Genomic DNA, 25,077 nt, shown 5'->3' with positions numbered 1-25,077 from the left:
TTTCACAATTATAAATAAGTTTAATTTTATATATTATAAATTGGTAAATTTGGAGGTGCATGATGAGAGAGCTAGTAGCAAGAAAAGTAAAACAGTCAGCTGATCATAAATTAAGAGAAATATTCTCAGAAAAAATTGAAAATGGAGCTGTTATAGATGGAATATTCTATGACAGTACTTATAAAAAGGCAGTAGGTGTAACTAATTTACAAATTAGAATTCCTGTTACTTTAGAAATATTTAAGGATAGGGAAATAGCAAAGCTATTGGATAAAGTTTTAGAAGAAAATGAATTCGCAATGCTTAAGCTTACTAAAGATATATATGACACAACTCTATTAACAAGTAGAAATAGTGAAATTACTGAAATATTGTTAGATTTTGAGCTAAGTAAAAAGATAAATGGAATAGTACAAAATATAACTTATGGTGTAGGTAGTATTAATAGAAATGGTGAACATGAAATAGACCTAAGAGCCCCTGCACCTGGACCTCATTTCAATACAAATCTGTTGCTTGGCAATAGACTCGGATTTTCCCATGCCCTTCAGACCACTCCAAAGAGCGTAGTAGATAAATTTGGAAGAGGGAGTTTTAGAGCACATGCCGCTACTCAAGTATTGGCTACAAGATGGGATATGCTTCAAGATGAAAATGGATTTCCTGCAAATCGTCAGTTCTACTTAGTGGAAGATGGAAAGCAGATCTTTTATTCGGCAAATGTTAAAGATGAAAATATAGAAAGTAGTAAATGTGTACATGCTCAAAATTATACTAAGATTTATTATAAGACTAAATGCGGCTTAGAGATAGAAAGGCTAATTTTCCTATTACCACAGGAAGACAAGATGCCTATAGCTGTAGAAGCGCAACAAATTAAAATAATAAATAATACTAGTAGAGCAAGAAAGATTAAAATAGTTTATACAGGTATGTTTGGAAGTGCTGCTCCTGGCGCATTGATGGAGGATGTTTTATATAGCAATGTAATTATGCAGGCAAAGGTATTTACTGATAAAGATGGACATGTAGAGGCAATTTCTTCAGATTATTATCCTATGTATACAAAAGGAGATTATAGATTTCATACTATGATCACTCATAATGAAAATAAATCGCTACTACCTAGGGAATTTTGTACAAGTTATAGTGAGTTTGTGGGAAACGCTTCTTTGGAAAGACCAGAGGGATTGTATAAACTCAGTAACAACTTAAATAGAAAGGGTCCGGGATTCTTTGCACTTAGTAGCAATTTTACTATACAAGCCTTAGATAAGGTTACCGTTGATAATTTTACAGGACTAGTTTCAAATAAAGCAAATGATGAGTTTGATGAAGATACCTTTAAAAACGAAGTGCAGAACTTAGTAAATAAGTATAGAGATGAAAAAGAGCTGCAAAAAGCTTTTGAGAGCAGTCAAGGTTTTATTAATAAGTATAGTAGTTATATGCAAGTTATATCAGAAGACAGTAATTTTGATACTTATGTTAATAAGAATCTTCCTTTTCAAGTGCTATATCAAACCTTTGTATCACGTTCCTTCGATCAAACTCAAAAAGGTTATAGAGAGATTGGGTTTAGAGAAATACAGGATATTTATGCATCTATGTACTATTTTATAGGCATGGGAGAAAAAGCTCTTGTAAAAAGCTTAATTAGGGAATGGGCTGAAAAAGTATTTGAATTCGGTTATGCATACCATAATTTTTTCTGGGTTGGAAAAGAGCCAGGGAAGTGGTCAGATGATGGATTGTGGCTTATTCAAGCTGTATTTAGATATATAAATATAACAGGTGATATAGCATTTCTTGATGAACAATGTGAAATTGGGGGAAGCGATCCAATAAAGACAAGAAGTTTATATGATACTATGAAAGCAATTTTAAGATATTCAGGAGAAATATCAGTTGGTAAGCATGGGATACCACTACTTGACTTTGCAGATTGGAACGACTGTTTAAAACTGGATCCTGACTATATAAATGGTATAGAAAAAGAAAGAAGATATAATGAACAGATAGCAAGAACACAAAAGAATGGAGAACCATTTGAAAGTGATTATTCTGAAAGTGTTATGAATGGATTCTTATTAAAGCTAGCTTTTGAAGAAATGATTGAAATTGGAGAGCTCAAAGGAGATAAAGAGTATTGCAGTAAGCTTGAAGTTGTAGCTGAGAAGCTTTATAAGAATCTTCAGCAGCATGCATGGAAGAGCGATTTCTTTGCGAGAGTTCTGTTTAATAGATACAAGGATGGCGAGTTCACATACCTTGGAGCAAAAGGAGATAAACTTTCTGCTGATCCTAATAAAGATGGGACGTATTTTTTGAACTCTTTTAGTTGGTCTATTTTAGCTAATTGTGCCACTGAGGAGCAGATAGAAATAATGCTGGATTCTATAGATAAACATTTGAAGACTCCGTATGGTATAAAACTTATCAGTCCTACGGATTTGGAAAAGATTGCAACAGGAACAGCAACCGGTGAATATTTCCCAGGAGATAGAGAGAATGGTGGGATATTCAAACATGCCACTATGATGGCAACCAGTGCTATGCTTAAAGCTGCTAAAAAAGTTGAAAATAATGAATTGGCAAGGCGACTTACAGCTACAGCTTATTGGATGATAAATTTAGTTTTACCTTATAAAACCATGGAGCATCCATATGTAACTTGTGGAAATCCAAGATTTTGCACCCAATATAACAATAGCGATACAGGTGAAAACATTGGACCTACATTGAGCGGAACCTCTACTTGGCTTACATTATCTTTATTTGATGCTTTCGGTATCCAATATACAGCGAGAGGTATTGAAATAGATCCAATACTTATGGAAGCGCAGAAGTTTATAAGCATTATGCTTAATACTGGTAAAGCCACATATAATATTAAAATAACAAAACCAGAAGGGTTCTTCAGAATAAAAGACTCTTCATGCACCATTAAGGTTGATAATGTAGAAACTGAAGGTAATATAATTAAGATTTTTGAAGATCATAAAGAACACCAGGTGAATATATGTTTACAATACAAGGGGTGTTAATTAGTGAAAAATAAAAAGATATATTTAGGAATTGGTATACTATTAAGCATAATCATAGTGATATTTATTGGAATAAATGTTATTATAAGTGAGAGAAAGGAGAAAAATATGAACCTAGATGGGAAAAATAAGGAGAATATGAAGCTAGTATTTGAAGACGATTTCAATGAGAACGGAGCACCGAATAAAGAAAAGTGGCGATATGATATTGGTGGATCAGGTTGGGGGAACGATGAAAAGCAGTGCTATACTGATGAACTTTCAAATGCTAAGGTTCAAGATGGAAAATTAATAATTACTGCAAATAAAGAAAAATATGCCTTTAATGAATATACTTCTGTGAGGCTTTTGACTAAAGATTCTTGGTGCTATGGAAGATTTGAAATTAGAGCAAAGTTACCTAAAGGGGTAGGGACTTGGCCTGCAATATGGATGATGCCTGAAAATAGTGACTATGGAGCATGGCCACAAAGTGGAGAGCTAGACATAATGGAGCATGTAGGCTTTGATCAAGGTACAATACATGCTACAGCACATTCACTGAAATATTATTGGAAGGCAAATACACAAAAAACTGCACAAATAAAGGTTGATAATGTTGACACCGAATTTCATGTATATGCTATGGAGTGGAGACCTAATAAGATAGATTTTTTTGTGGATAACCAAAAATATTTTACTACAGAATATGATCCTATAACTGACAAAGAAGAAAAGTGGAAATCTTGGCCATATGATAAACCATTCCATTTAATATTAAACATTGCAGTTGGTGGAAGTTGGGGTGGCCAAAAGGGCATTGATGACAGTATTTTCCCACAAGCTATGGAAGTAGATTACGTGAGAGTTTATGATCTAGGGATAAAAAAATAATTACAAATTTTATTGGAGGATATTATGGTAGAAAAAACAAAAAATTCATCATGGAAATTTATTGGAAAGAGCGGTGAGTTTACATTAGATAATCCGCACAAAACTAGTGGCTTGTATTTTCCTTTGGCAAATGAAAATGGAATGATGAGTTCAATAACCCCATTACTTGCAGGTGATATTAAAATTAATCAAAATGCTTTTTTAATGGAGCCAGTATCAGTAAGAAACTTAAATTTTTCAGCAAATTCAAGAAACTTTTGGTTATATATAGATAAAGACACTTCATGGTCAGCTGCAGGAAATTCCTCTGATCAGATGAGTCTTAGCTTTAAAGAACAAAGCGAAGAAAGTGTGCAGCTACATGCAGGTTTTCTTTGGCAAAAAGTCGTAAGAGAAAATACAAAGCTTGGAGTAAGATCAGAGATAACAAACTTTGTACCTGTTGGTAAACATAATGTTGAATTAATGAAAATAACAATAACAAATATTAAATCAGATAATTTGAGATTTACACCTACTGCTGCTGTACCAATTTATGGACGCTCAGCAGATAATATAAGAGATCATAGACACGTAACATCATTGCTTCACAGAATATATACCGATGAATATGGCGTTAGTGTTACTCCAACTCTTACTTTTGATGAAAGAGGGCATAGGATTAATACAATTTCATATTCAGTACAAGCTGTGCAAGGAGATGGAATCGCACCAGAGGGATTTTTTCCAGTAGAAGAAGATTTTATTGGAGAAGGTGGAAGTCTTCAGTATCCTGAGGCGGTTATAAAGAATTTAACAAACTATTGCAAAGAAGGAGAAGAGATCGACGGATATGATGCAATAGGAGCAATAAGATTTAAGGAATGTGAACTAAAATCTGGTGAAAGCAATTCCTATATAGTGATTATGGGGATTAGCGAAAATAATTCTGATTCAGAGGAATTTATAAAGGCCTATGGTAGTGTGTCTAAGTTTGAAAGTGAATTAGATAATAACAAAGAATACTGGGAAAGAAAGTTATCTAATTTAAACTTTTCATCTTCTAACGAAGCTTTTGACTCATGGATGAAATGGGTAGAGCTACAACCTATTATGAGAAGAATATATGGATGCTCATTTTTACCTCACCATGATTATGGAAGAGGGGGAAGAGGTTGGAGAGATTTATGGCAAGACTGTTTAGCACTATTACTCCTTGAACCTGCACCTGTAAGAGAACTACTATACAATAACTATATTGGAGTTAGATTTGATGGAAGTAATGCTACCATTATCGGAACAAAACCAGGAGAGTTTATTGCAGATAGAAACAACATCTCTAGAACTTGGATGGATCACGGTGCATGGCCATTTATCACTACAAAATTGTATTTAGATTTGAGTGGAGAATTGGGATTCTTACTTGAGGAACAAGAGTATTTTAAAGACAAGCAATGTTTCCGTTCAAAGGCTGTAGATCATGAATGGAACGATAGCTATGGAAATAAGCAAAAGGACCATTCAGGAAAAATATATAAAGGTAGTATACTTGAACACATTTTAATTCAGCATTTAACAGCTTTTTATAATGTAGGAATGCATAATAATATGAGACTTGAAGGTGCTGATTGGAATGATGCCTTTGATATGGCAGACGAAAAAGGAGAAAGTGTTGCATTCACTGCTTTATATGGAAGCAATCTCTTGGAATTAAGTGAATTGCTGCTAAAGCTAAAAGATAAGTTGGAAATAGAATCTGTAGAAATTGCTAAGGAAATGTCAATTTTAATAGATACTATTTATGAATCAATAGATTATAACTCCGTTGATGAAAAAAATAATTTATTAAGAAAGTATTTTGAGCTTTGTACTCATGATGTTTCTGGGGAAAAGATGAAAATTAATATAGACAAACTTTCCTCTGATATTAAGAAAAAAGCTGAATGGATAATGGAACATATTAAAGCTAAGGAATTAATAAAGAATTCTGAAGGCTTTGAATGGTTTAATGGTTACTATGATAATGCTGGAAAAGCATTAGAAGGAGACTTTGAAACAGGGACTAGAATGACACTTACAGGACAAGTGTTCCCAATAATGGGCGGTGTAGCTGACAAAGATCAGATTGAGAAGGTTGTTAAGTCTGTTAATAGATATTTAAAGGATCCAAAGGTTGGAGGTATAAGATTAAACACTGATTTTAAGGAAGTCAAATTGAATATGGGTAGAGGTTTTGGCTTTGCCTATGGACATAAAGAAAATGGTGCTATGTTTAGTCATATGACAATTATGTATATAAACGCTCTTTACAAAAGAGGCTTTGCAAAGGAAGGTTTTGAGATTCTGGATATGATATACAACCATTGCAATGACTTTGAGAAGAGTAGGATTTTACCAGGTATACCTGAGTATATTAGCCAGCGTGGTAGAGGAATGTACAACTATCTTACAGGTTCAGCAAGTTGGCTGCTACTTACAATGCTTAATGAGGTATATGGAGTAAAAGGCTTCTTAGGTGATCTTATGCTTGAGCCTAAATTAGTTAAAGCACAGTTTGATGGTAATAGTACTGCATCAGCCTTTACTATATTTGATGGTAAAAAGATACATGTAGAATATAAAAATGAAAGTCAATTAGAGTATGGTGAATATAGAATTGGTGCAGTTACCCTAAATGGAGAGAAGTTAGAGTTAAAGCTAAAGGGTGGTTCATTTATTTTAGATAAAAAGATCATAGAGAAGCTTTTAATAAATGAAGAACACAAAATAGTTGTATACTTGGAAGATATTAATTCTTAAAATACCAATATAACTTCTAAACTACAAGTAATTATTTAATGTCAATATAATATATAAAGTTCGCAAGCTCTTATTTTATAAGGCTTGCGAACTTTTTCATTTTTCACTATTTGATACTGATATTCTTCCCTTCTTCGAGCTCAATTTACTATTAAAATAAGCATCTCTTATTCCTTGAGCAGATATAGGGAATGACTTGTCTATATAAATTTGTAAATCCTTGTTTTCAATCCAATTATAGAGGTTAACTGTTTTGAAGGCTTAGGCAAAGCGCGTATAGAGCGACTTTGACTGTATTGGAAATAAGAGCACAAAAAAAGTCACCGAATAGATTCAGCGACTTTCTTTGTTTATTAATGAGTTATAGTTAAAGCATAAAATTTAACAACAGTACCAGGAGTAGTTGAAGGAGTACCAGATGTTGCAGATTGATCGTAATTTCCTGCTTTAAAGTAGAAATTTTCTCCAATAAAGGTTGAAGGTAAGGCAAAGGTTGAAGCAGTGCCGTTTATCTTTACGGTGATAGTAGTACCTTGAAGCTTAAGTTCATAGGTAAACTTTGTTCCAAGAGGTACTGAACCAACTTGAGTAGTAGTTCCGCCTCCACCTTGATTAGTGTTTTCAAGGAACAGGTTTACAGTGCCGTCATTTTTATATTGTAATTCGCAAAGTGGCTTGCTAGGGGCAGGAGCTGCTTGGAAGATTTGAGCAATGCAAGTGTTGCTAGGCACTTGAGTTACTTTTGCTGTGGCAGAAAGAATGTTTGTCCCACTCGTAGACCATCCGTTAGTATTTTCATGGAATTCTGTTCTTGGATGCTGTGAACCTGATGTAGTCCAACCAGTTTTAGGATCCATCATAACCATTGAACCGTCAGTGCTATCAGTATAGAAATAGTATGGATTTGTGTAGCCGTTTTGTCCTTGAAGAGCAGCAGATGAAACGGTATCGACGTTTCCGCTAGAACCTGTTGGGAGTTGAAGAAACCATTTAGAAAGATCAAAGTTTCCACCAGGTGCATAGTTAGGGTTAAGTACAGAAGTGCTTCCAGTTATGACATGATTTTGTACTGTGAATTGATTATCTGCACTTTTACTTCTTGCACAAATTTGGCCTAAGTCGTCAGTTGAAGGTGCATCGGATCTGAAAGCGTAGTTGGTTGCAATTTGGGTAGCTGTGCCACTTGGTGGAGTTACCCATACACTATAAGTCTTTCCGCTCATGTTAGCGGTTATCTTAACATGATAAGTGTTGTTTGCGCTGTAAGGCACATTAGTAACTGCTTGATATACGTCACCATTTCTAACGTCAAAATACCCGCTTGTATTTGTACGCACTATCATAGCAAAACTAGTTGCATCACTTACAGTGGTGGATGAATCTGCGTAGCCTACAAGGCCATCAATCAAGTTAGTAGTAGGTGTTATGTCATAATTTATCGTCACTGTTCCTAAATTTGAGGAGCCTAGGCTAGTTGTTCCAGCAGCATAATCCATTTTTGAACTAAGTGTTAGACCTGCTGCGCTTGCACTTTTGTTTGCAAAAGCTGAGCTCATTAGCAATAGCGCTGCTGTAAGTGCTATTGCTGTTCTTTTTTTAAAACTTTTAATCATTTTTTACACCTCTCTTTAAATTTATATGTATGTGAATATATTAGGTCCGCATTATGGGGGAGTTGTACTAGATGATTGAAATGTTGTGAAACGATGAGATTGCTAAATTGTTGTATATTTATATTATACTGTAACTAATTGTAAAATCAAATGTAATTTAACAATTTTTAACAAGTTGATAACTTTATATATTTCTTTATAATAAGTGAACAACTAATAATTTAATTGATTGCACTTAGATAATAGTAAAACTACGGATGTAATTTTTAAACTTTTTTATGCTGATGAGAATAAAAAATGCCTAGAATTTCTAACAAAAAACATTCTAAATTGTTATGTGAAAATCAAAAAAGTAAAAATGTGGTTGAAATTAAAGTTTATTTTATTTATATTTAAATTGATTGATAAAAAAATAAACATAATTTTTTATATATATGTAAAATGTAGGCTTTTATGTGTTTTGAAAAGATTTTAGGTATTTCTTTGGAAAAGGTTATTTTAGAATTTTATATAATAAATATACCAATTCTGATTTCTGATTTATAAGTAAATAGGCGAAGTATAAGAGTTGTGGATTATTTTGTTAATTATAAGTAGCAAAGGTTTCGGAGATAATCAGAAGTTGATGAAAATAGGATAAATCAAATTTTAAGGTTGTTGAGTGAAGGATAAGTCTATTTGTTAGGGTTTCTAGCAAATTTGATTTATAAACTATCAAAATTGGAGGTTACGAAAGTGACAAAGAAAAAGAAAGCCTTAATGTTCCTTACGTCAGTTCTGATGACTGCTCTATTACTAGTAAGTTCATCAGGAATTAATGAAAGGGTATATGCTGCTACGGGCATAGTTTACCCAACCGCACCACCAGCTTATAAGTATAATGATGTATCAGCAATTAGTAACCCTTCAGCATGGAAAACTATGAATGCACACGATCCGTTCATATACTATGAAAATGGCTGGTATTATTGCTTCTCCACAGATTTTGCTACAGCAGCAACACCTCCTCAAGCAGTGCAGATAAGAAAATCTCAAGATATGGTAGATTGGCAGTGGGTTGGTACAGCTTTTACTTCAACTCCAGCAACAGCAAAAAGTTGGACAGGTGAGACCTTAGTTTGGGCTCCAGATATTGAAAAGATAGGTAGCACTTACTATATGTATTATTGCAATTCGGTATTTGGCAAAAACAAGTCATTTATAGGAGTTGCTACAAGTAGTTCTATTACAGGACCTTGGACCGATCAAGGATTAGTTTATAAGACCGATATAGGAGCTGAAGACAATGCTATAGATCCTAATATAGTTACCGATGCTAGCGGCAAGATATGGATGGTATACGGATCTTTCTTTGGAGGAATATATGTATCGGAGATAAACCCATCTACTGGAAAGCTTATGACTTATGGTAAAGGTACCTTGATAGCCAGAAGACCTTCCAGTGTAAATAATGCAGTAGAAGGCGGTTATATAACTTATAACTCATCCACGGGGTATTACTATCTATTCTGCTCCTATGATTATTTAGGTTCATCTCCGTACTATACAGTAAGAGTTGCTAGATCAAAAAGTGTAACAGGACCTTATTTGGATTATAATAATAACAATATGATAAATACTACAACTACAACACCAAATGAAGTGGGCACTAAGATATTAGGGAGCTATGCTTTTGGAAGTGATAGCGGATGGCTTGCACCAGGGCACAATTCTGTGTTTAAGCAGGGGACTAATTATTATATAGTTCATCATGCTCGTACTGGTTCTGATATAAACTGGGCATATCTTCATGTAAGAAAATTATTATGGTCAGATGATGGTTGGCCAATAGCATCACCTGAAAGATATGATAAAGAATATGAACAAACTATACCTGCCACATCAATTGCTGGAACTTATCAAAGCATTGTATTAGACAGAAGTAATTCAGGTAAAATAGGTTCTACAAATACTGTTCTTCTCGCAAGTGGAAAGATAGGAAGTGAGTCAAGTAATAATCACTGGACACTTACAGGTACAAATACCCTTAAACTTTATTGGTATGCTCCAGGGGTAGCCCCAGGAGACTACTGGATAGATACTTGCAAGATATTGCCTTCCTGGGACTGGGAAAACAGCAGACAAACTCTTATTTACACAGGTTTAAATCAATCTGGAACGGCGGTTTGGGGAAAGAAAATCAATTAAAGAGATAAAAAACTTAAAGACTTCTATAGAATAATTAATAAAATGGTTTAAAATTTAATGAGTGCACATAAAACAAGAACTTATCTATATAGTAGATAGGTTCTTGTTTTATAAATAAACTACTTATTTTAATAGTTAATAAATTATTAATGTTTGAAAAAATCATTTTATTCTAATAGCTCACTCATATAGCGTCTCCTGTATAACCAATTAATTTAAACAATATTCTTAAACGATAAGAATGCATACACTTCAGTGAAGCAGCACTTAAATATGAATTCTATACTGACATTGTCTCTTAAACAAATTTTCAGTACTGCTAGGAGTAAACCAGTTTCCAGTAGCAATTATCATAGCCATAAGCTTAAGGGTGTTTTCATAGAAGGTACATTTTTCGATTGGTTTTTCCATTAGAGTATTCCATATGTCTACTGTCCACTTATCGTTACCTTCTTGTGTAAGGGAGCTAACTAGAAATGGAGCTATAAAAGCTAGATTATTAGTTTCACCGAAACTTGCACCAGGGGTACCGTTTGCTATATAGTATCCTGATTTTATATTCTTTGGGTTTTGGGTTGTTGTCTGTTTTATCCATCTATTTAATGTATTAATTTGATTGGTAACTTGACTGTTATTAAATAGTATTGGCATAGAATAACGCCAAGGGGTCCTACAGCTGTTAGTAAAGTAATCACCATCATGAGGACCTTCTAATATTTTAGTTTTTGGTGCTATGAAGATACCGTCAGATTTTACAAAGAAATCCGGCATAAGGCCTGTGTTTTTGCTTTCCCTAGTCATTTGATCATCTATAATAGAAACAATTCTACCAATTACTCTTTTCCATCTATCTGCGTTTTTTATATTGACTTTACTGAATTCTATTAAGTGATGAAGCATAAAATCCGAACTTCTTGTAACTCCTTTAAAGGTAGTGCTTGGTATGCCTTGCACCCAATCTCCTAGAGTGAGAGTATAATCGGTCTTATCAACACAGCTATTCATTAAAGCATTAATTCTGTTGATAGCTTCTTGTCTATAATTGATTTTATCAACAGCCCCCCAAAGTTTTTGAGCAAGAAGAAGTCCATAGCTAATATCCATATCTCCATCTGTAGCAGAATCTGTTTCCTTCTCTGCATTTACAATCTTCCCATCTGCAGTTTTAATTTGCTGCCATGCCATTAAGTTTTTATTAAAAACACTTGGGTAGTTTTTAATGAAGTTATAGATACTTGTGAAAGTATCTTTAGCATTGGTATCAAATCTACTCATTAGTGGGAATATAACCATTGCATAGCCCATAGCTTCTGAAACAGTTACTGCATTGTTTGGGGTAGGTTGGTCTAAGGAGTAAAATAGATAATCCATTTTAGTAGGTGAGTTTTCTACAGTTCTTAAGTAGCGTTTCTTCCATAAGCTATAAAAATAAATTAAGCTATCATTTAGCTTTTCCTGAGTATATAAGTTGACTAAAGCTTTGTTATAAATCATTGATAACTCCTCTATAAAATATAAGTATAATTTTAGTATATGAACGAAGCGAAAAGTCGTACTTATATAAATTATTAAGTATGGGTCAATTTGCAATTGATGTATTTTTGTTTAATTTTTTGTAAACATGTAAGACATGATACTACACAAATGTAATAAAAATACAAAAATTTTTGCATTTATTTAACGTTAAAATAATAAATTCAATAAAAATAAAAATGAAATATATGTAATTTAAGTATTCAAAAATTCATTAGATATTTTAAAATATTAAATGTGAAAGAAGTTTTTAAAAGACAAATTGCTGAAGTATTATTCTTATAATTTTACAAGAAAAATTTAGTAAGTTATCAATAAAATATATGTATTTACAAAATATTTATTAAGTAATATAATATTTAATAACAATCTGTGATAAGAGAAGAATGTTAAAAAAAATTTAACGAGAAAAAATTTTTTCTTTATTTTCTTATCAATGAAAGTTAAAAAAACTTTTCTGTCACTTATACAGCTAGCGATTAAGAAATTTACCAATTCCGTTTTAGTAATATAGCCTATATATAGATAAAAGGCTATATTCATGTTAAGGGGGTAACTATAATTGAAGCTTTTCATAAAAATAAATTCTTCAAATTCTAATACTGTATTCGCACCCTTACATATTTATAAATCTAAAAACAAAATTCTTTAAAAAACCAGTTAAATTTAATATTATTTTTTTGTATAGATGTAAGATAAATCTATGAAAGCGCTGACATATAAGCTATTTAATATTGATTCAAGGGTGAATTAATATTTTAAATAGCTAATATTATGCAATTTATACAAAATCAGGGTTGTATTTTAAACTTTCTTACAATTTAATTGGAATTTTAACAAAATATTCTTGGGACATGCTATATTTAACTAATAATTCTTAATCTTTGGTAAGATAAGGTACTTAAAAGTGCTAATCTTAAAAATTTAATCCCATTTTTCTATATATTTAAAAGTAATCTCATAATTATGTTAATTTGAGCATAGCTTTTCATTATATAGATGTAGGGAATTTTAATTTTTAGGGCGGCAAAACATAAAAGGATAGCCTATTTATTTAGGTAAATAAAAAGTTTAGGGGGGGTACGATGAGACAGTACATTATAAGAAGACTACTTCAAATGATACCGACAATAGTTGGTATATCATTAATCATTTTCTTGATTTTTGCGTTAGCGCCAGGTGATCCAATTACTGCTAATATGGACCCACATATGAGTGCTGAGAGAAAACACGAACTAAGAGCGATGTATCACTTGGATCAATCAAAGCCTACTCAATACTATTATTGGGTAAAGGAACTTGTAACTAAAGGAAGCCTTGGTGAAAGTATGTATTATCAAAAACCGGTATCGCAAGTAATGAAGGATTTTATACCTAATTCTTTTTACTTATCACTTTCTTCACTTGTGTTAGGAGTTTTAATAGCAGTTCCAATTGGAGTTGTTTCAGCCACAAAGCAGTATTCACTATTTGATAAAGTATTTACTGTTTTTGCACTTATAGGAATATCAATTCCTTCATTCTTTTTCGGATTATTACTTATAAAATGGTTTGGTGTAGATTTAAAGCTATTACCATTCTCAGGGATGACAACAGCGGGAAGTCAATACACTGGCTTCGAATATTTTATAGATGTTATAAAACATATGATTTTGCCACTTATAGTTTTAACACTTGGTTCGGTAGCAGGTTGGATGAGATATACTCGTTCAAGTATGCTTGAAGTTATAAGACAAGACTTTATAAGAACTGCAAGAGCAAAGGGACTTAAGGAAAAGGTTGTTATTTACAAACATGCTTTAAGAAATGCACTTATCCCTGTTATTACATTGTTAGGTTTTTCAATCCCAGGTTTATTTTCTGGAGCAACACTTACAGAAAGTATATTTAATTGGCCTGGAATAGGACCTGTTCAACTTGCAGCAGTTAATTCAAGAGATTACTACCTTCTAATGGGTACAAACTTAATGCTTGCCATTTTAACGCTTTTAGGAAATCTGCTTGCAGACGTGGCATATGCTTTGGTTGACCCAAGAATAAGATTGAAATAGGAGGTGGAATAAATGATAAAAAAAGAGCCGAAGACTAAAGAAACTGTAAATAAGAAAGAAAAAATTGAAAGCCCTTGGAGTTTAGCATGGAAAAATTTAAGAAAAAATAAACTTGCAATGGCTGGTTTATATATATTGTTAGCATTAATTATCTTCTCGTTTATAGGTCCATGGATAGATGAGCTTATAAGAGGCGGAGACACTACAATGCTTTGGGAAAAGTCAGATCTTCTAAATGCATTAGCGGATCCTACAGCGCAGCATCCACTGGGAACAGATAATCTTGGTAGAGATGTACTCGCAAGACTTATGTACGGTGGAAGAATATCTCTTGCTGTTGGTGTTGTTGCTGTAAGCATAGAGGTTATTATAGGAACTACACTTGGTATAATGGCTGGTTATTATGGTGGGATTATCGATTCCTTAATAATGAGATTTGTAGATATATTATTATGCTTTCCATTTTTACCTCTTCTAATAATGATCGGTGCTGTTATGATGGATATGGGAATTAACCCTAAATATAAGATATATGTTGTTATGATTGTTATAGGTGTTTTGAGTTGGCCAAGTCTTGCGCGTTTAGTAAGAGGTCAGATTTTATCTCTTAGAGAACAAGAATTTATGCAAGCAGCAGAAGCTTTAGGTTTAAGAGATAGAAGAAAGATGTTTGTGCACTTACTTCCAAATACTTTAGCATCTATAATAGTTACTGCAACTTTAGGAATTGGTAGTGCTATTCTTACTGAATCAGCTCTAAGCTTCTTAGGTCTTGGAGTAACACCACCAACACCTACTTGGGGTAATATGATACAAGCAGCACAGGACTCGTATGCACTTCAATTTCAACCATGGCTTTGGATGCCACCTGGAATATGTATATTCTTAACGGTTATGGCAATAAACCTATTTGGTGATGGATTAAGAGACGCATTAGATCCTAAGCTTAAAGTGTAGGAGGATAAAATTATGGCTAAAAATTTAGTAGAATTTAAAAACTTAAAGACTTATTTCTACACTGGCGGTGGTATTGTTAAAGCTGTTAATGATGTTAGCTTTAATATAAGAGAAGGGGAAACTGTATGTGTTGTTGGTGAGTCAGGTTGTGGTAAATCAGTTACTGCGATGTCACTAATGAAACTAATCCCTAATCCTCCAGGAAAGATAGTTGGTGGAGAGATATTATTCAATGGAAAAGACATACTAAAATTTACTGAAGAAGAATTAAGAAATATGAGAGGTAATGAGGTTTCAGTAATATTTCAAGAACCTATGACATCTCTTAATCCAGTTTTTAGAATTGGAGAACAATTAACTGAAGCGATAATACTTCATCAAAAGCTTTCAAAACACGAAGCTGAAGAAAAAGCAATAGAAGTTCTAAAAATCACTGGAATTCCTAGAGCTGAGCAAATAATGAAATCATTTCCTCATGAACTTTCAGGGGGTATGAGACAAAGAGTTATGATAGCTATGGCTGTAAGCTGTAATCCTAAGCTTCTCATAGCAGATGAACCTACTACAGCATTAGATGTTACAATACAAGCTCAAATTCTTGATCTTATGAGAGATATTAAGAAAAAGCTTAATACTTCGATTATGCTTATAACACATGATCTTGGAGTAGTTGCTGAAATGGCTGATTATGTAGTTGTAATGTATGCTGGTAAGGTTATAGAAGAAGCACCAGTTGAAGAATTATTTAAGAATCCACTTCATCCGTATACTCAAGGATTGCTTAAATCAAAGCCACTTCTAACTGAAGAAACAGGAGATAAGCTTTATTCAATACCAGGTCAAGTTCCTAATCCGATAGGAATGCCTGACAATTGTTATTTTAATACAAGATGTGATAGATGTATGAATATGTGTAAGGATAAGCAACCAACTTTGATAAACGTAAGTCCTATACACAAGGTTTCATGCTGGCTTTATGAGGAGGGAAAATAATATGGAAGATAATACACTATTGAAAGTTGAAAATCTAAAAAAGTATTTCCCTATTAAAGCTGGTATAATGCAAAAAACAGTTGGTAATGTTAAGGCTGTTGATGATGTATCCTTTCAATTAAAAAAGGGAGAAACTTTAGGTTTAGTTGGTGAGTCAGGTTGTGGTAAATCAACTACTGGAAGAACTATATTAAGACTGCTCGAAAGAACAGAAGGAAAAGTAATATTTGAAGGTAAAGATATATTTGAATTAAGCAAAAATGATTTAAGATCTATAAGACCAAAGATGCAGATGATATTCCAAGATCCTTATAGTTCTTTAAATCCAAGATTATCAGTTGGAGAGCTTGTAGGTGAATCTTTGCTTGACCATGGTATAGCTAAGAAGGATGAGATTCCAGATTTAGTTGCAGAAACTCTTGAGAGAAGTGGTCTTGCAGCATACCATATGAAGAGATATCCTCATGAATTCTCAGGTGGACAAAGACAAAGAATAGGTATCGCAAGAGCACTTATATTAAATCCTAGTTTTATAGTTGCAGACGAGCCTGTTTCTGCGCTTGATGTTTCAATACAGTCTCAGATTATAAATCTTATGACTGACTTGCAGCAAGAAAGAGGATTCTCTTATCTTTTTATATCGCATGATTTGAGTGTTGTTAAGCACATATCTCATAGAGTTGGTGTTATGTATCTTGGAAGCATGGTTGAGCTTGCTCCTAAAAAGGAATTATATGATAATCCATTGCACCCATATACAAAGGCGCTTTTATCAGCAGTTCCTGTACCAGATCCAACTTTAAAGAGAGAAAGAATACTGCTTAAAGGTGATATTCCATCACCAGCAAATCCACCATCAGGATGTAAATTCCATACAAGATGTCCTTATGCTATGGAAAAGTGTTCTAAGCAGGTTCCTGTATATAAAAATGTTGGAAATGAACACTGGGTTGCTTGTCACTTAGTTGATTAAAAATGAAAAAGTCTAAGCGAAAGTTTAGACTTTTTTCTTATTTGGGATATGTTTTTTAATATATATTATGAAGTTAAATACAATATATCCTTAAGATAGTTATAGTAGATAAAAATGCAATGATTTTAATTAGATAGGTAATTCTTAATATATATACAAAGCACAAAGGAGCAATAAGAAATTAGAGATTTTTACAACCTTTTTCTAAAGGTGAAAAATATTATAGAAAAGATTTCTTGTACTAGCTTATTGTGGTATAATACAAAATGATAAATTAATATGAGGTGAAATTATTGTTCAAAGTTGGGAAGAAGGAAGAAAAGATACTTAGTGAAGAAGAGCAGTTTATAAAAGAAATGCAAGAACAGCAAGAGCAGGACAAACCTACTTTTAAAGATCTCTTAGCTATAATGATTGCTCAATACATAATAATACTACCAATGCTAATAATCGCAATAATTATTTTTACCCTTATAATGCTATTTATTACAAGAGTGTGGTTAAGATAAATCATGCACTAATAAAAAAATACCACATGTCAGATGTTCCTTACATTAGTATGGAAAAGGCAGATGCGCAAAAAAGTCACTAATAAAAGGCGCATTAGCGATTTTTTAAATGCTTATAATATTAATATATATTTAATATACTATTAGTCTTAAAATTTTGGAGGTAGTAATATGAAAAAGGGATTAACTTTAGATCTATCAAAGGTTGCACCTTACTTACATGAGTATGAAGTAGGATATATGGAAGACATGGTTCTTTCTGCTCATAATAAGTTACACAACAAAACAGGAGCTGGCTCAGATTTCTTAGGATGGGTTGATCTTCCTGTAAATTATGACAAAGATGAATTTGCAAGAATAAAGAAAGCTGCTGAGAAGATAAAATCTGATTCAGATGCGCTTATAGTTATAGGTATCGGTGGTTCTTACCTTGGTGCAAGAGCTGCAATTGAAATGCTTACAAATAACTTCCATAATTGTTTACCAGCTAGCAAGAGAAAAGCACCAGCTGTATTCTATGTAGGAAATAACATAAGTTCAACATATATGGCAGAATTACTTGAGGCTGTTGAAGGTCTTGATATAAGTGTAAATGTAATATCTAAATCAGGTACTACAACTGAACCTGCAATCGCGTTCAGAGTATTTAAAGACTATATGGAAAAGAAATACGGTAAAGATGGAGCAAAGGAAAGAATATATGCTACTACTGATAAGAGCAGAGGAGCATTAAAGTCTTTAGCTGACGCTGAAGGATACGAAACTTTTGTTATTCCTGATGATGTTGGTGGTAGATTCTCAGTTTTAACAGCAGTTGGACTTCTTCCAATAGCAGCAGCAGGAATCAACATTGATGAAATAATGCAAGGAGCTGCAGATGCAAGAGAAGCTTATGCAAATACTTCTTTAGCTGATAATGATTGCTACAAATACGCAGCAGTTAGAAATGCTCTTTACAACAAAGGTAAGTCAATCGAAATACTAGTTAACTACGAACCATCAGTTCATTTCTTTAATGAATGGTGGAAACAATTATACGGAGAATCAGAAGGAAAAGACAACAAGGGAATATTCCCAGCAGCAGTTGACTTCTCAACAGATCTTCACTCAATGGGACAATATATCCAAGATGGAAGAAGAGATATATTTGAAACAGTTATAAGCGTAGAAAAAGCTAAGAAAGAAATAACTATAGAAGCTACTGAAGATAATGTAGATGGATTAAACTTCGTAGCAGGAAAAACTATGGATTTCGTAAATAAGAAAGCTTTCCAAGGTACTGTATTAGCTCACAATGATGGTGGAGTTCCTAACGTTATAGTTAATGTTCCAGAACTTTCAGCATACTACTTTGGTCAATTAGTATACTTCTTTGAAAAAGCTTGTGGTATAAGTGGTCATTTATTAGGAATTAATCCATTTGACCAACCAGGTGTTGAAGCATACAAGAAAAACATGTTTGCTCTACTTGGAAAACCAGGCTTTGAAGATTTAAAGAAAGAACTTGAAGGTAGATTATAATTTTTTTAAGAAACTCAGCATTATTGCTGAGTTTCTATTAATTTTAGTATTACTACTAGGTACTGTTAAAGTGATGTGTTGAAATTAAATGGTCATACATCCAATGCTTTAATGAGCTTGCGCAGAGAATTAATATGATTTTGTCATATTACATGGCTAAAACTGTAAACTCACTACGTTCGAACAGTACAGTTTCTTAACGCCATTCCATCTGAAAAAATCATTTAATTCTAATAGCTCGCTCATATAGCATCTCCTGCATAACCATTTAATTTTAACAATATTATAAATATGCCCTTTATAGGTGTATCAAAAGAGTATAATGGAAGCATATTAATTGAAATAATAATATTAACGTGAATACTTTGTAATAGATAGACCAATCCCAAATAAAATTTAACTAAGTAGTTATTTCTCATTAATGATTTGTAGAATTAATAACCGAGTTTGTATACAAAAGATGGATTATATATATTGAGCACTTAAAAAATTAAGAAGGAGAATAGCATGAAAATAATTGTAGATGGTGATGGATGTCCAGGTAAAGCGTATATAGAAAAAGCAGCTATGGAACATAATATAGAAGTTGATATATATTGCGATATGCATCATTTGATATCATCAGATTATAGTAGGGTTGTTATTGTGGAAAGTGGCTTTCAAAGCGTTGATATGTATATAATAAACAATGCTAAAAAGGGAGATATAATAATAACTCAAGATTATGGAGTAGCAGCTATGGTTCTTGGAAGAGGTTGCTATGCATTGAATCCTAAGGGAAATATATACGACGATAAAAATATTGATAGATTACTTTTTGAAAGACATATATCTCAAAAAGTTAGAAGAAGTGGTGGAAGAACTGGAACTCATAAAAAAAGAACTGAAGAAGATGATTTAAAACTATATAGATCATTAAAGAGATTAATAGAAATAGGCTTGGAAGAATGATAAAACATCTTTCAAGCCTTTTATTTTAACTTTATGAAATTTAGTGGTTATGCAGCCTATGCTTTAATGAGCTTATGAAAGAATTAATATGATTTTATCATATAGACTTTAATTTATAGATAATATTGGAATCTTTAGCTTGTTATTTAATAGTCTATGTCTTATCATAAAAAGTAAGAGTTTTCTGAAATATACAATATAGATTGTAAAAATACAACAAAGATTTTACAATTAATGGGAAATGTAATATAATTATTTTGATATAGTAGTTTATAAATATAGATGAAGGTATTAATGTAACCTTAGATATTAAAAAAATTTACTGAGAATAGGCCATTTAACTAAATCAGTTAGGGGAGAATTAGATACCTAAGATTGGGGTATGTACCAAAGGGTGAAAATAATAAACAAGAGGTGCTGAGATTTTATGGAAGAGTTAGTTCTGGTTTTTGACAAAAATAGTCCTCAAGAAAAAGATGCAGCAATAAACATAAGTATAGGTAACTATTCGGGCGAAGAATATTCTTTTAAGTTCTTAGTTGGGAAAGATGGTATATGGGATGAGATTAAAGACTTTTCAAAAGATACTAGCTGCGCTTGGATACCAAAGAATGATGGTAAGTATTTTATAATGGTACAAGTGAAGAAAGAAGGGTCAAAAAAGCCTTTTGATTTTATTGTAAGAGGCGATTTTCTTATTGGTGAAAAACCAGAAAACCTAATTAAGGATGTATATATAGAAAATGAAGAAATTGAAATAGGAAAAAAAATAACTATTCAGGTTGAAACTAATAATTCTCCATCTATGTATAAATATTGGATTAGTGGAAAAGATGGATGGGAGCTTATAAAGGATTATTGCACAGAAAATACCTTATCTTTCACTGCCACCGAAGTAGGTAAGCATGATATATTGGTTGAGTGCAAGGTTCCTGATTCAAAAGATAATTTTGATGACTTTAGGACAGTATCTTTTAAAGTTAAAGATATAGCAAGACCTGAGATTATAGATTTTAAATGTCTTACTAGTGATCTTCTTGTTGAAGAGGAGCTAATATTTCAAGTATATACAAGGCAAGATGATACTAGAACTACTTTATATAAATTTTTGAAGATTAATCCAGAGGGTAAGACGATTTGTATACAAGATTATTCTTCAAGAAGAATGGTAAGTTTTTGTGAAAAAGTACCTGGAAGTTATAAAATATTGTGTTTAGCAAGAGATATGTATTCGGAGAGAGAATATGACGATAGGGCTATAATTGTGTATGAAGTTAAGCCGTATCATGCTATAAATATAAAGACTTTTACTACTGATCTTAACTCGCCTCAAGCAGAAGGAAGTAAGATTTTACTTAGAGCTGTAGTTGAAGGTGGAAAGCATCTATTATATAAGTTCAAGATTGATGGCAATTATGGTGAAGATTCAGGATATATAAGGACAAGTAGTTTTCTGTGGGAACCTAAATATGAAGGACAGTATAGAATTACTTTGTTTGTTAGAGATGAATCTTTTACAGGTGAATATGAAGATAAGAAAAGCCTAGAGTTCTTTGTGGAGAAAAAAAGACAAAAGGTTGTAAAAATAACAGATGTAGTTGTGGATAGAAATAACCACTATATAATAAATGAGCCAATAAATATAAAGGTTATAACAGAAGGTGGTATAGATCCAAAGTATAGTTTTGTGGTTTATAAAGATAAAAAAGAAAAAGAAAGAGTAAGCTATGGAAATGCTAACTGGGTTAATTTCACACCTGAAGTTTCCGGGGAATACGAACTTGAAATTAAGGTAAAAGATAAATATTCAGATAAAGAATATGATAGTCATCAATTTATATATTTTAATGTTAAAGAGTACATTGAAGGGAATATAGATTATGTTCTGCTTCCATCTAAAGAGTATTATCTGATAGAGGATGATGTTGAATTTGAGGTAATAAGCCAAAATACTAAGGATACTTTAGTAAAGTATGCAATATCAATTGATGGGCACACAGTTGAAGAAACGGATTTTATAACAAACAAAAAGTTTACTTTTAAGCCAAAAAGAGCTGGTAAGTATATAGTAGAAATGTACGCGAAAAATAAGAAGTGCATCGAAGGGTTTGATAGTAAAAAAACCATTACTATTTATGTAAATGAAGCGCCACCAGTAACTGGAACTAAAATACTATGCAATAAAACCTATTATAAGATTAGTGATGAGATTAACATCAATGTAGAAAGTTGTGGTGGAAAAGAGGTTTGCTATGAATTTTATCTAATGGAAAAAGGAAATTGGATATTGGTACAAAAATATTCAAGAAAAAGTTATTATACTTTGATGCCATTTATAGAAGGTTCATACAGAATACTGGTTCTTGCAAAAAGTTATTATAAGAAATGTGCATATGAAGACTATGACATTTTTGAATTTAAAGTTGAAGAGTAAGATTAAGTTAGGCTCCTATCATTTTATTTTGATAGGAGCCTTATTAAAGAGTATCTATATCGAAACTTAATTTATATTTGTTCGAAAATCCAGGCTTCTGGGGATTTTAAGGCATGTATAAATTAGTAGTTGAGTTAGGAACTCTATTAAGAATAACTGTAAATTAAAAGCTAATAATATAAGTGAGAGTAAATTAATATGTTGAATCTTAGCAGTAAGCTTAAAATTAAATAAAAAAATAAGAAATATACAATTAAATCTCTAAAGTGGTAAAATAATTATAGCGATAATATGAAGGATGGATATTTTTGTTTTTATCATAAAATTTTTACATATAAACTGATATATAATTAAACTTTAGGATGTGAGTTAATGAAAATAGATAATGCAGAACAGATGTTAGGAGTTCAGATGCTTTCTACATATATGAAACAGGCAATGGGAAATTCTCCAGCCTTCGATATGGTTATGGAAAGTCTTATGAAGAACCTTACAGAAGACAATAGTAACAGTAATATATTAAGTGCATTAACTGGTGGTGGTACTTCTGCTGATGGAACTACAGTAGATCAAAATGTTTTAGCTGGAACTGATCTTAGTAAATTAGGGCAAACTTCACTTGATAGCTATGATAGTGATAAGCAGCTAGATTTAAATAATTTAAACCCTTATTCAAATGCAGTCTTAAAGCTAACCTCCAAAGGTTCAAACACAAGTGGTAGCAATATGGACAGAATTGACAATGCTATAGCACAGGCTTCTCAAAAATATGGAGTTAATCAAGATTTGATAAGAGCAATAATAAAGCAAGAGTCTGGATTTAATCCTTATTCTGTTTCTGGTGCTGGAGCTACAGGTATCATGCAGATTATGCCTGAAAACTTTAGTGGATTAGGAATTACAGACCCTTTTAATATAGAGCAGAATATAAATGGTGGTACGAAGCTTCTAAAAGGATATTTGAATAAGTATAATGGAAATACAGAAATGGCTTTAGCTGCATATAATGGTGGTCCAGGGACAATGCAAAGAAGAGGTGTAGGTTCATCAAGTGAAATATATAAAATGCCTCGTGAAACAGTAAATTACGTAGGTAGCGTAATGAATTATTTTAAAAATGGTGTATAATAAGAAGACTGTGCTTTTTGGTGCAGTCTTTTAAGTTAGAGTATGTTTAATCATGATGTTGAAATTTATGAGTCACTCCTAAATTTCAATAGTAGATTTAAACATAAAACTTAGTTGCAATATATTGAAAAAGGAGTGTTATTTTGGAGAGACTTGATAAAATTCTTTCAAACTTGGGATATGGCTCAAGAAAAGAGATAAAGGCATTAGTTAAAGCTGGTGGAGTGGTTGTGGATGATAAGGTTGTTAAGGACAATGGATTACAGCTAGATCCAGAAAAATCAAAGATAGTTATTAATGGTGAAGAAATATTCTATAGAAAATACATATATTTAATGATGAATAAGCCAGATGGTGTAATATCTGCAACCTTTGATAATAGGGATGAGACTGTTATCGATATTCTTTATCCAGAACACCAGGTGTTTAACCCTTTCCCGGTAGGTAGACTTGATAAGGATACGGTAGGGCTTTTACTTATAACCAATGATGGAGAACTTAATCACAAGCTTATATCCCCTAAATGGCATGTTGATAAGGTATATTATGCTGAAATTGATAAGGCTGTTAATGAGCAAGATATAAAAGCTTTTGAAAAAGGGATAGTACTTGATGACGGGTATGAATGCATGAGTGCTAAGCTTGAGATAGAGGAAGCTACAGAAGAAGGTTCTAAGGTTTTAGTCACTGTTCAAGAAGGAAAGTACCATCAGGTTAAGAGAATGTTTGAAGCAGTAGGGAAAAAGGTAGTATATCTTAGAAGAATAAAGTTTGGAAATTTACCTTTGGATGAAAGTTTAGAAGAAGGTGAATATAGAGAATTGACAGAAGAAGAGTTAAATGTGTTAATAAACTGCTAAAATATGAAATTTTTTCATTCATAGTAATATATTATTTACAATATTTTTTTCAAAATAGACTTGCTTTTTAAAAAGCAATTATATATAATAATTCTGCAAGGATAAATAAAAGGAATAAATAGCCCCCTTTTTATTTATTGCTTATTGCTGAAGCGCAACCTAGCCCCAAGGGTTGCGTTTTTTTATTTGTCTAAAAATATATTTGCAAGAAATAAATCATGTAACTATTGAAAAATTGCATAATTAGGATGAATTAATATATAGTATATATATTAATTCATTGTTTATGTATAAAGAGTATTTAAAGTTTTTTAATGTCTTATATTCTATACTTAAAGTCTATTTTAAATACTCTTATGAATAAAACATATTAGAACTAATATCTATTAAATTTATATATCTGTCTCCGTATGGAGCAATGTATGATTTACTTTCATTAAGAGATTCTTGCAGTAGAATAAGTTTTGTTTATAAAAACATTTAAGTAATTATACGTTAGATGACTAGTTTATGAAGCAAATTAAATAGAACTAATATATATGCAAACCTTGCCTTTAAATATGTACTACTTCAATTCTTATACTAAAAATGTAAAGTAAGGTATATATAGAAATGGTATATCTTTATATACCAACAAAAGTAATAAATATGATATAATATAACCATACT

At 32.1% G+C, this 25,077-nt stretch carries 16 protein-coding genes; 14 read left to right on the top strand and 2 right to left on the bottom strand.

The window, feature by feature from the left end; all coding sequences use genetic code 11:
- Positions 1 to 62 precede the first annotated feature (62 nt).
- Genes J3477_RS15040 through J3477_RS15030 form a run of 3 tightly spaced genes read left to right on the top strand, consistent with a single transcriptional unit; the run spans position 63 to position 6,698 of the window.
- On the top strand, positions 63 to 3,047 hold the full coding sequence (locus J3477_RS15040; RefSeq protein ID WP_206870789.1) for a GH36-type glycosyl hydrolase domain-containing protein: 2,985 nt from the start codon (positions 63 to 65) through the stop codon (positions 3,045 to 3,047).
- Between the two features lie 3 nt (positions 3,048 to 3,050).
- On the top strand, positions 3,051 to 3,920 hold the full coding sequence (locus J3477_RS15035) for a glycoside hydrolase family 16 protein (RefSeq protein WP_228731290.1): 870 nt from the start codon (positions 3,051 to 3,053) through the stop codon (positions 3,918 to 3,920).
- A 24-nt stretch (positions 3,921 to 3,944) separates the two neighbouring features.
- A complete protein-coding gene (locus tag J3477_RS15030) occupies positions 3,945 to 6,698 on the top strand; it encodes a GH36-type glycosyl hydrolase domain-containing protein (RefSeq protein WP_206870788.1) in 2,754 nt (917 codons plus the stop codon).
- A 353-nt stretch (positions 6,699 to 7,051) separates the two neighbouring features.
- On the opposite strand, the gene J3477_RS15025 is transcribed toward J3477_RS15030, so the two are convergent.
- Entirely contained in the window at positions 7,052 to 8,311 is a 1,260-nt protein-coding gene (locus tag J3477_RS15025) for a polysaccharide lyase family 7 protein (protein WP_206870787.1), read from the bottom strand.
- Positions 8,312 to 9,046: 735 nt separating this feature from the next.
- On the opposite strand from J3477_RS15025, the gene J3477_RS15020 reads away from it, so the two are divergent.
- Positions 9,047 to 10,498, top strand: a complete 1,452-nt coding sequence (locus tag J3477_RS15020; RefSeq protein ID WP_206870786.1) for an arabinan endo-1,5-alpha-L-arabinosidase — start codon at positions 9,047 to 9,049, stop codon at positions 10,496 to 10,498.
- Between the two features lie 267 nt (positions 10,499 to 10,765).
- On the opposite strand, the gene J3477_RS15015 is transcribed toward J3477_RS15020, so the two are convergent.
- A complete protein-coding gene (locus tag J3477_RS15015; RefSeq protein WP_206870785.1) occupies positions 10,766 to 11,992 on the bottom strand; it encodes a glycosyl hydrolase family 8 in 1,227 nt (408 codons plus the stop codon).
- Between the two features lie 1,124 nt (positions 11,993 to 13,116).
- Here J3477_RS15015 and J3477_RS15010 point away from each other — a divergent pair.
- From J3477_RS15010 to J3477_RS14965, 10 genes are all read left to right on the top strand, one after another.
- Positions 13,117 to 14,082 (top strand): ABC transporter permease, encoded by a 966-nt coding sequence (locus J3477_RS15010; RefSeq protein WP_206870784.1) that lies wholly within the window; start codon positions 13,117 to 13,119, stop codon positions 14,080 to 14,082.
- 12 nt (positions 14,083 to 14,094) lie between these two features.
- Positions 14,095 to 15,039, top strand: coding sequence for an oligopeptide ABC transporter permease (opp4C, locus tag J3477_RS15005; protein ID WP_206870783.1), 945 nt, complete (start codon positions 14,095 to 14,097; stop codon positions 15,037 to 15,039).
- A 12-nt stretch (positions 15,040 to 15,051) separates the two neighbouring features.
- Positions 15,052 to 16,032 carry an ABC transporter ATP-binding protein gene (locus J3477_RS15000; protein ID WP_206870782.1) on the top strand — a complete coding sequence of 327 codons (981 nt, stop codon included), beginning with the start codon at positions 15,052 to 15,054 and terminating at the stop codon, positions 16,030 to 16,032.
- 1 nt (position 16,033) lies between these two features.
- The gene (locus J3477_RS14995; protein ID WP_206870781.1) at positions 16,034 to 17,005 is read left to right on the top strand and encodes an ABC transporter ATP-binding protein; all 972 of its coding nucleotides are present in this window, start codon (positions 16,034 to 16,036) and stop codon (positions 17,003 to 17,005) included.
- A gap of 293 nt (positions 17,006 to 17,298) precedes the next feature.
- Complete coding sequence (locus tag J3477_RS14990; RefSeq protein ID WP_183279890.1) at positions 17,299 to 17,514, top strand: hypothetical protein; 216 nt, start codon at positions 17,299 to 17,301, stop codon at positions 17,512 to 17,514.
- Between the two features lie 171 nt (positions 17,515 to 17,685).
- Positions 17,686 to 19,035: a glucose-6-phosphate isomerase gene (locus tag J3477_RS14985; protein WP_206870780.1), complete on the top strand. Its 1,350-nt coding sequence runs from the start codon at positions 17,686 to 17,688 to the stop codon at positions 19,033 to 19,035.
- A gap of 507 nt (positions 19,036 to 19,542) precedes the next feature.
- On the top strand, positions 19,543 to 19,986 hold the full coding sequence (locus J3477_RS14980) for a YaiI/YqxD family protein (RefSeq protein ID WP_206870779.1): 444 nt from the start codon (positions 19,543 to 19,545) through the stop codon (positions 19,984 to 19,986).
- 427 nt (positions 19,987 to 20,413) lie between these two features.
- Positions 20,414 to 22,420: a triple tyrosine motif-containing protein gene (locus J3477_RS14975; RefSeq protein WP_206870778.1), complete on the top strand. Its 2,007-nt coding sequence runs from the start codon at positions 20,414 to 20,416 to the stop codon at positions 22,418 to 22,420.
- A gap of 372 nt (positions 22,421 to 22,792) precedes the next feature.
- On the top strand, positions 22,793 to 23,548 hold the full coding sequence (locus tag J3477_RS26210) for a lytic transglycosylase domain-containing protein (RefSeq protein WP_206870777.1): 756 nt from the start codon (positions 22,793 to 22,795) through the stop codon (positions 23,546 to 23,548).
- Positions 23,549 to 23,691: 143 nt separating this feature from the next.
- The gene (locus J3477_RS14965; protein WP_206870776.1) at positions 23,692 to 24,408 is read left to right on the top strand and encodes a 16S rRNA pseudouridine(516) synthase; all 717 of its coding nucleotides are present in this window, start codon (positions 23,692 to 23,694) and stop codon (positions 24,406 to 24,408) included.
- The last annotated feature ends 669 nt before the right edge of the window (positions 24,409 to 25,077 follow it).

Source organism: Clostridium zeae, assembly GCF_017312485.1.
GTDB lineage: Bacteria > Bacillota > Clostridia > Clostridiales > Clostridiaceae > Clostridium_AR > Clostridium_AR zeae.
This window is presented reverse-complemented; position numbering and strand designations above follow the sequence as displayed.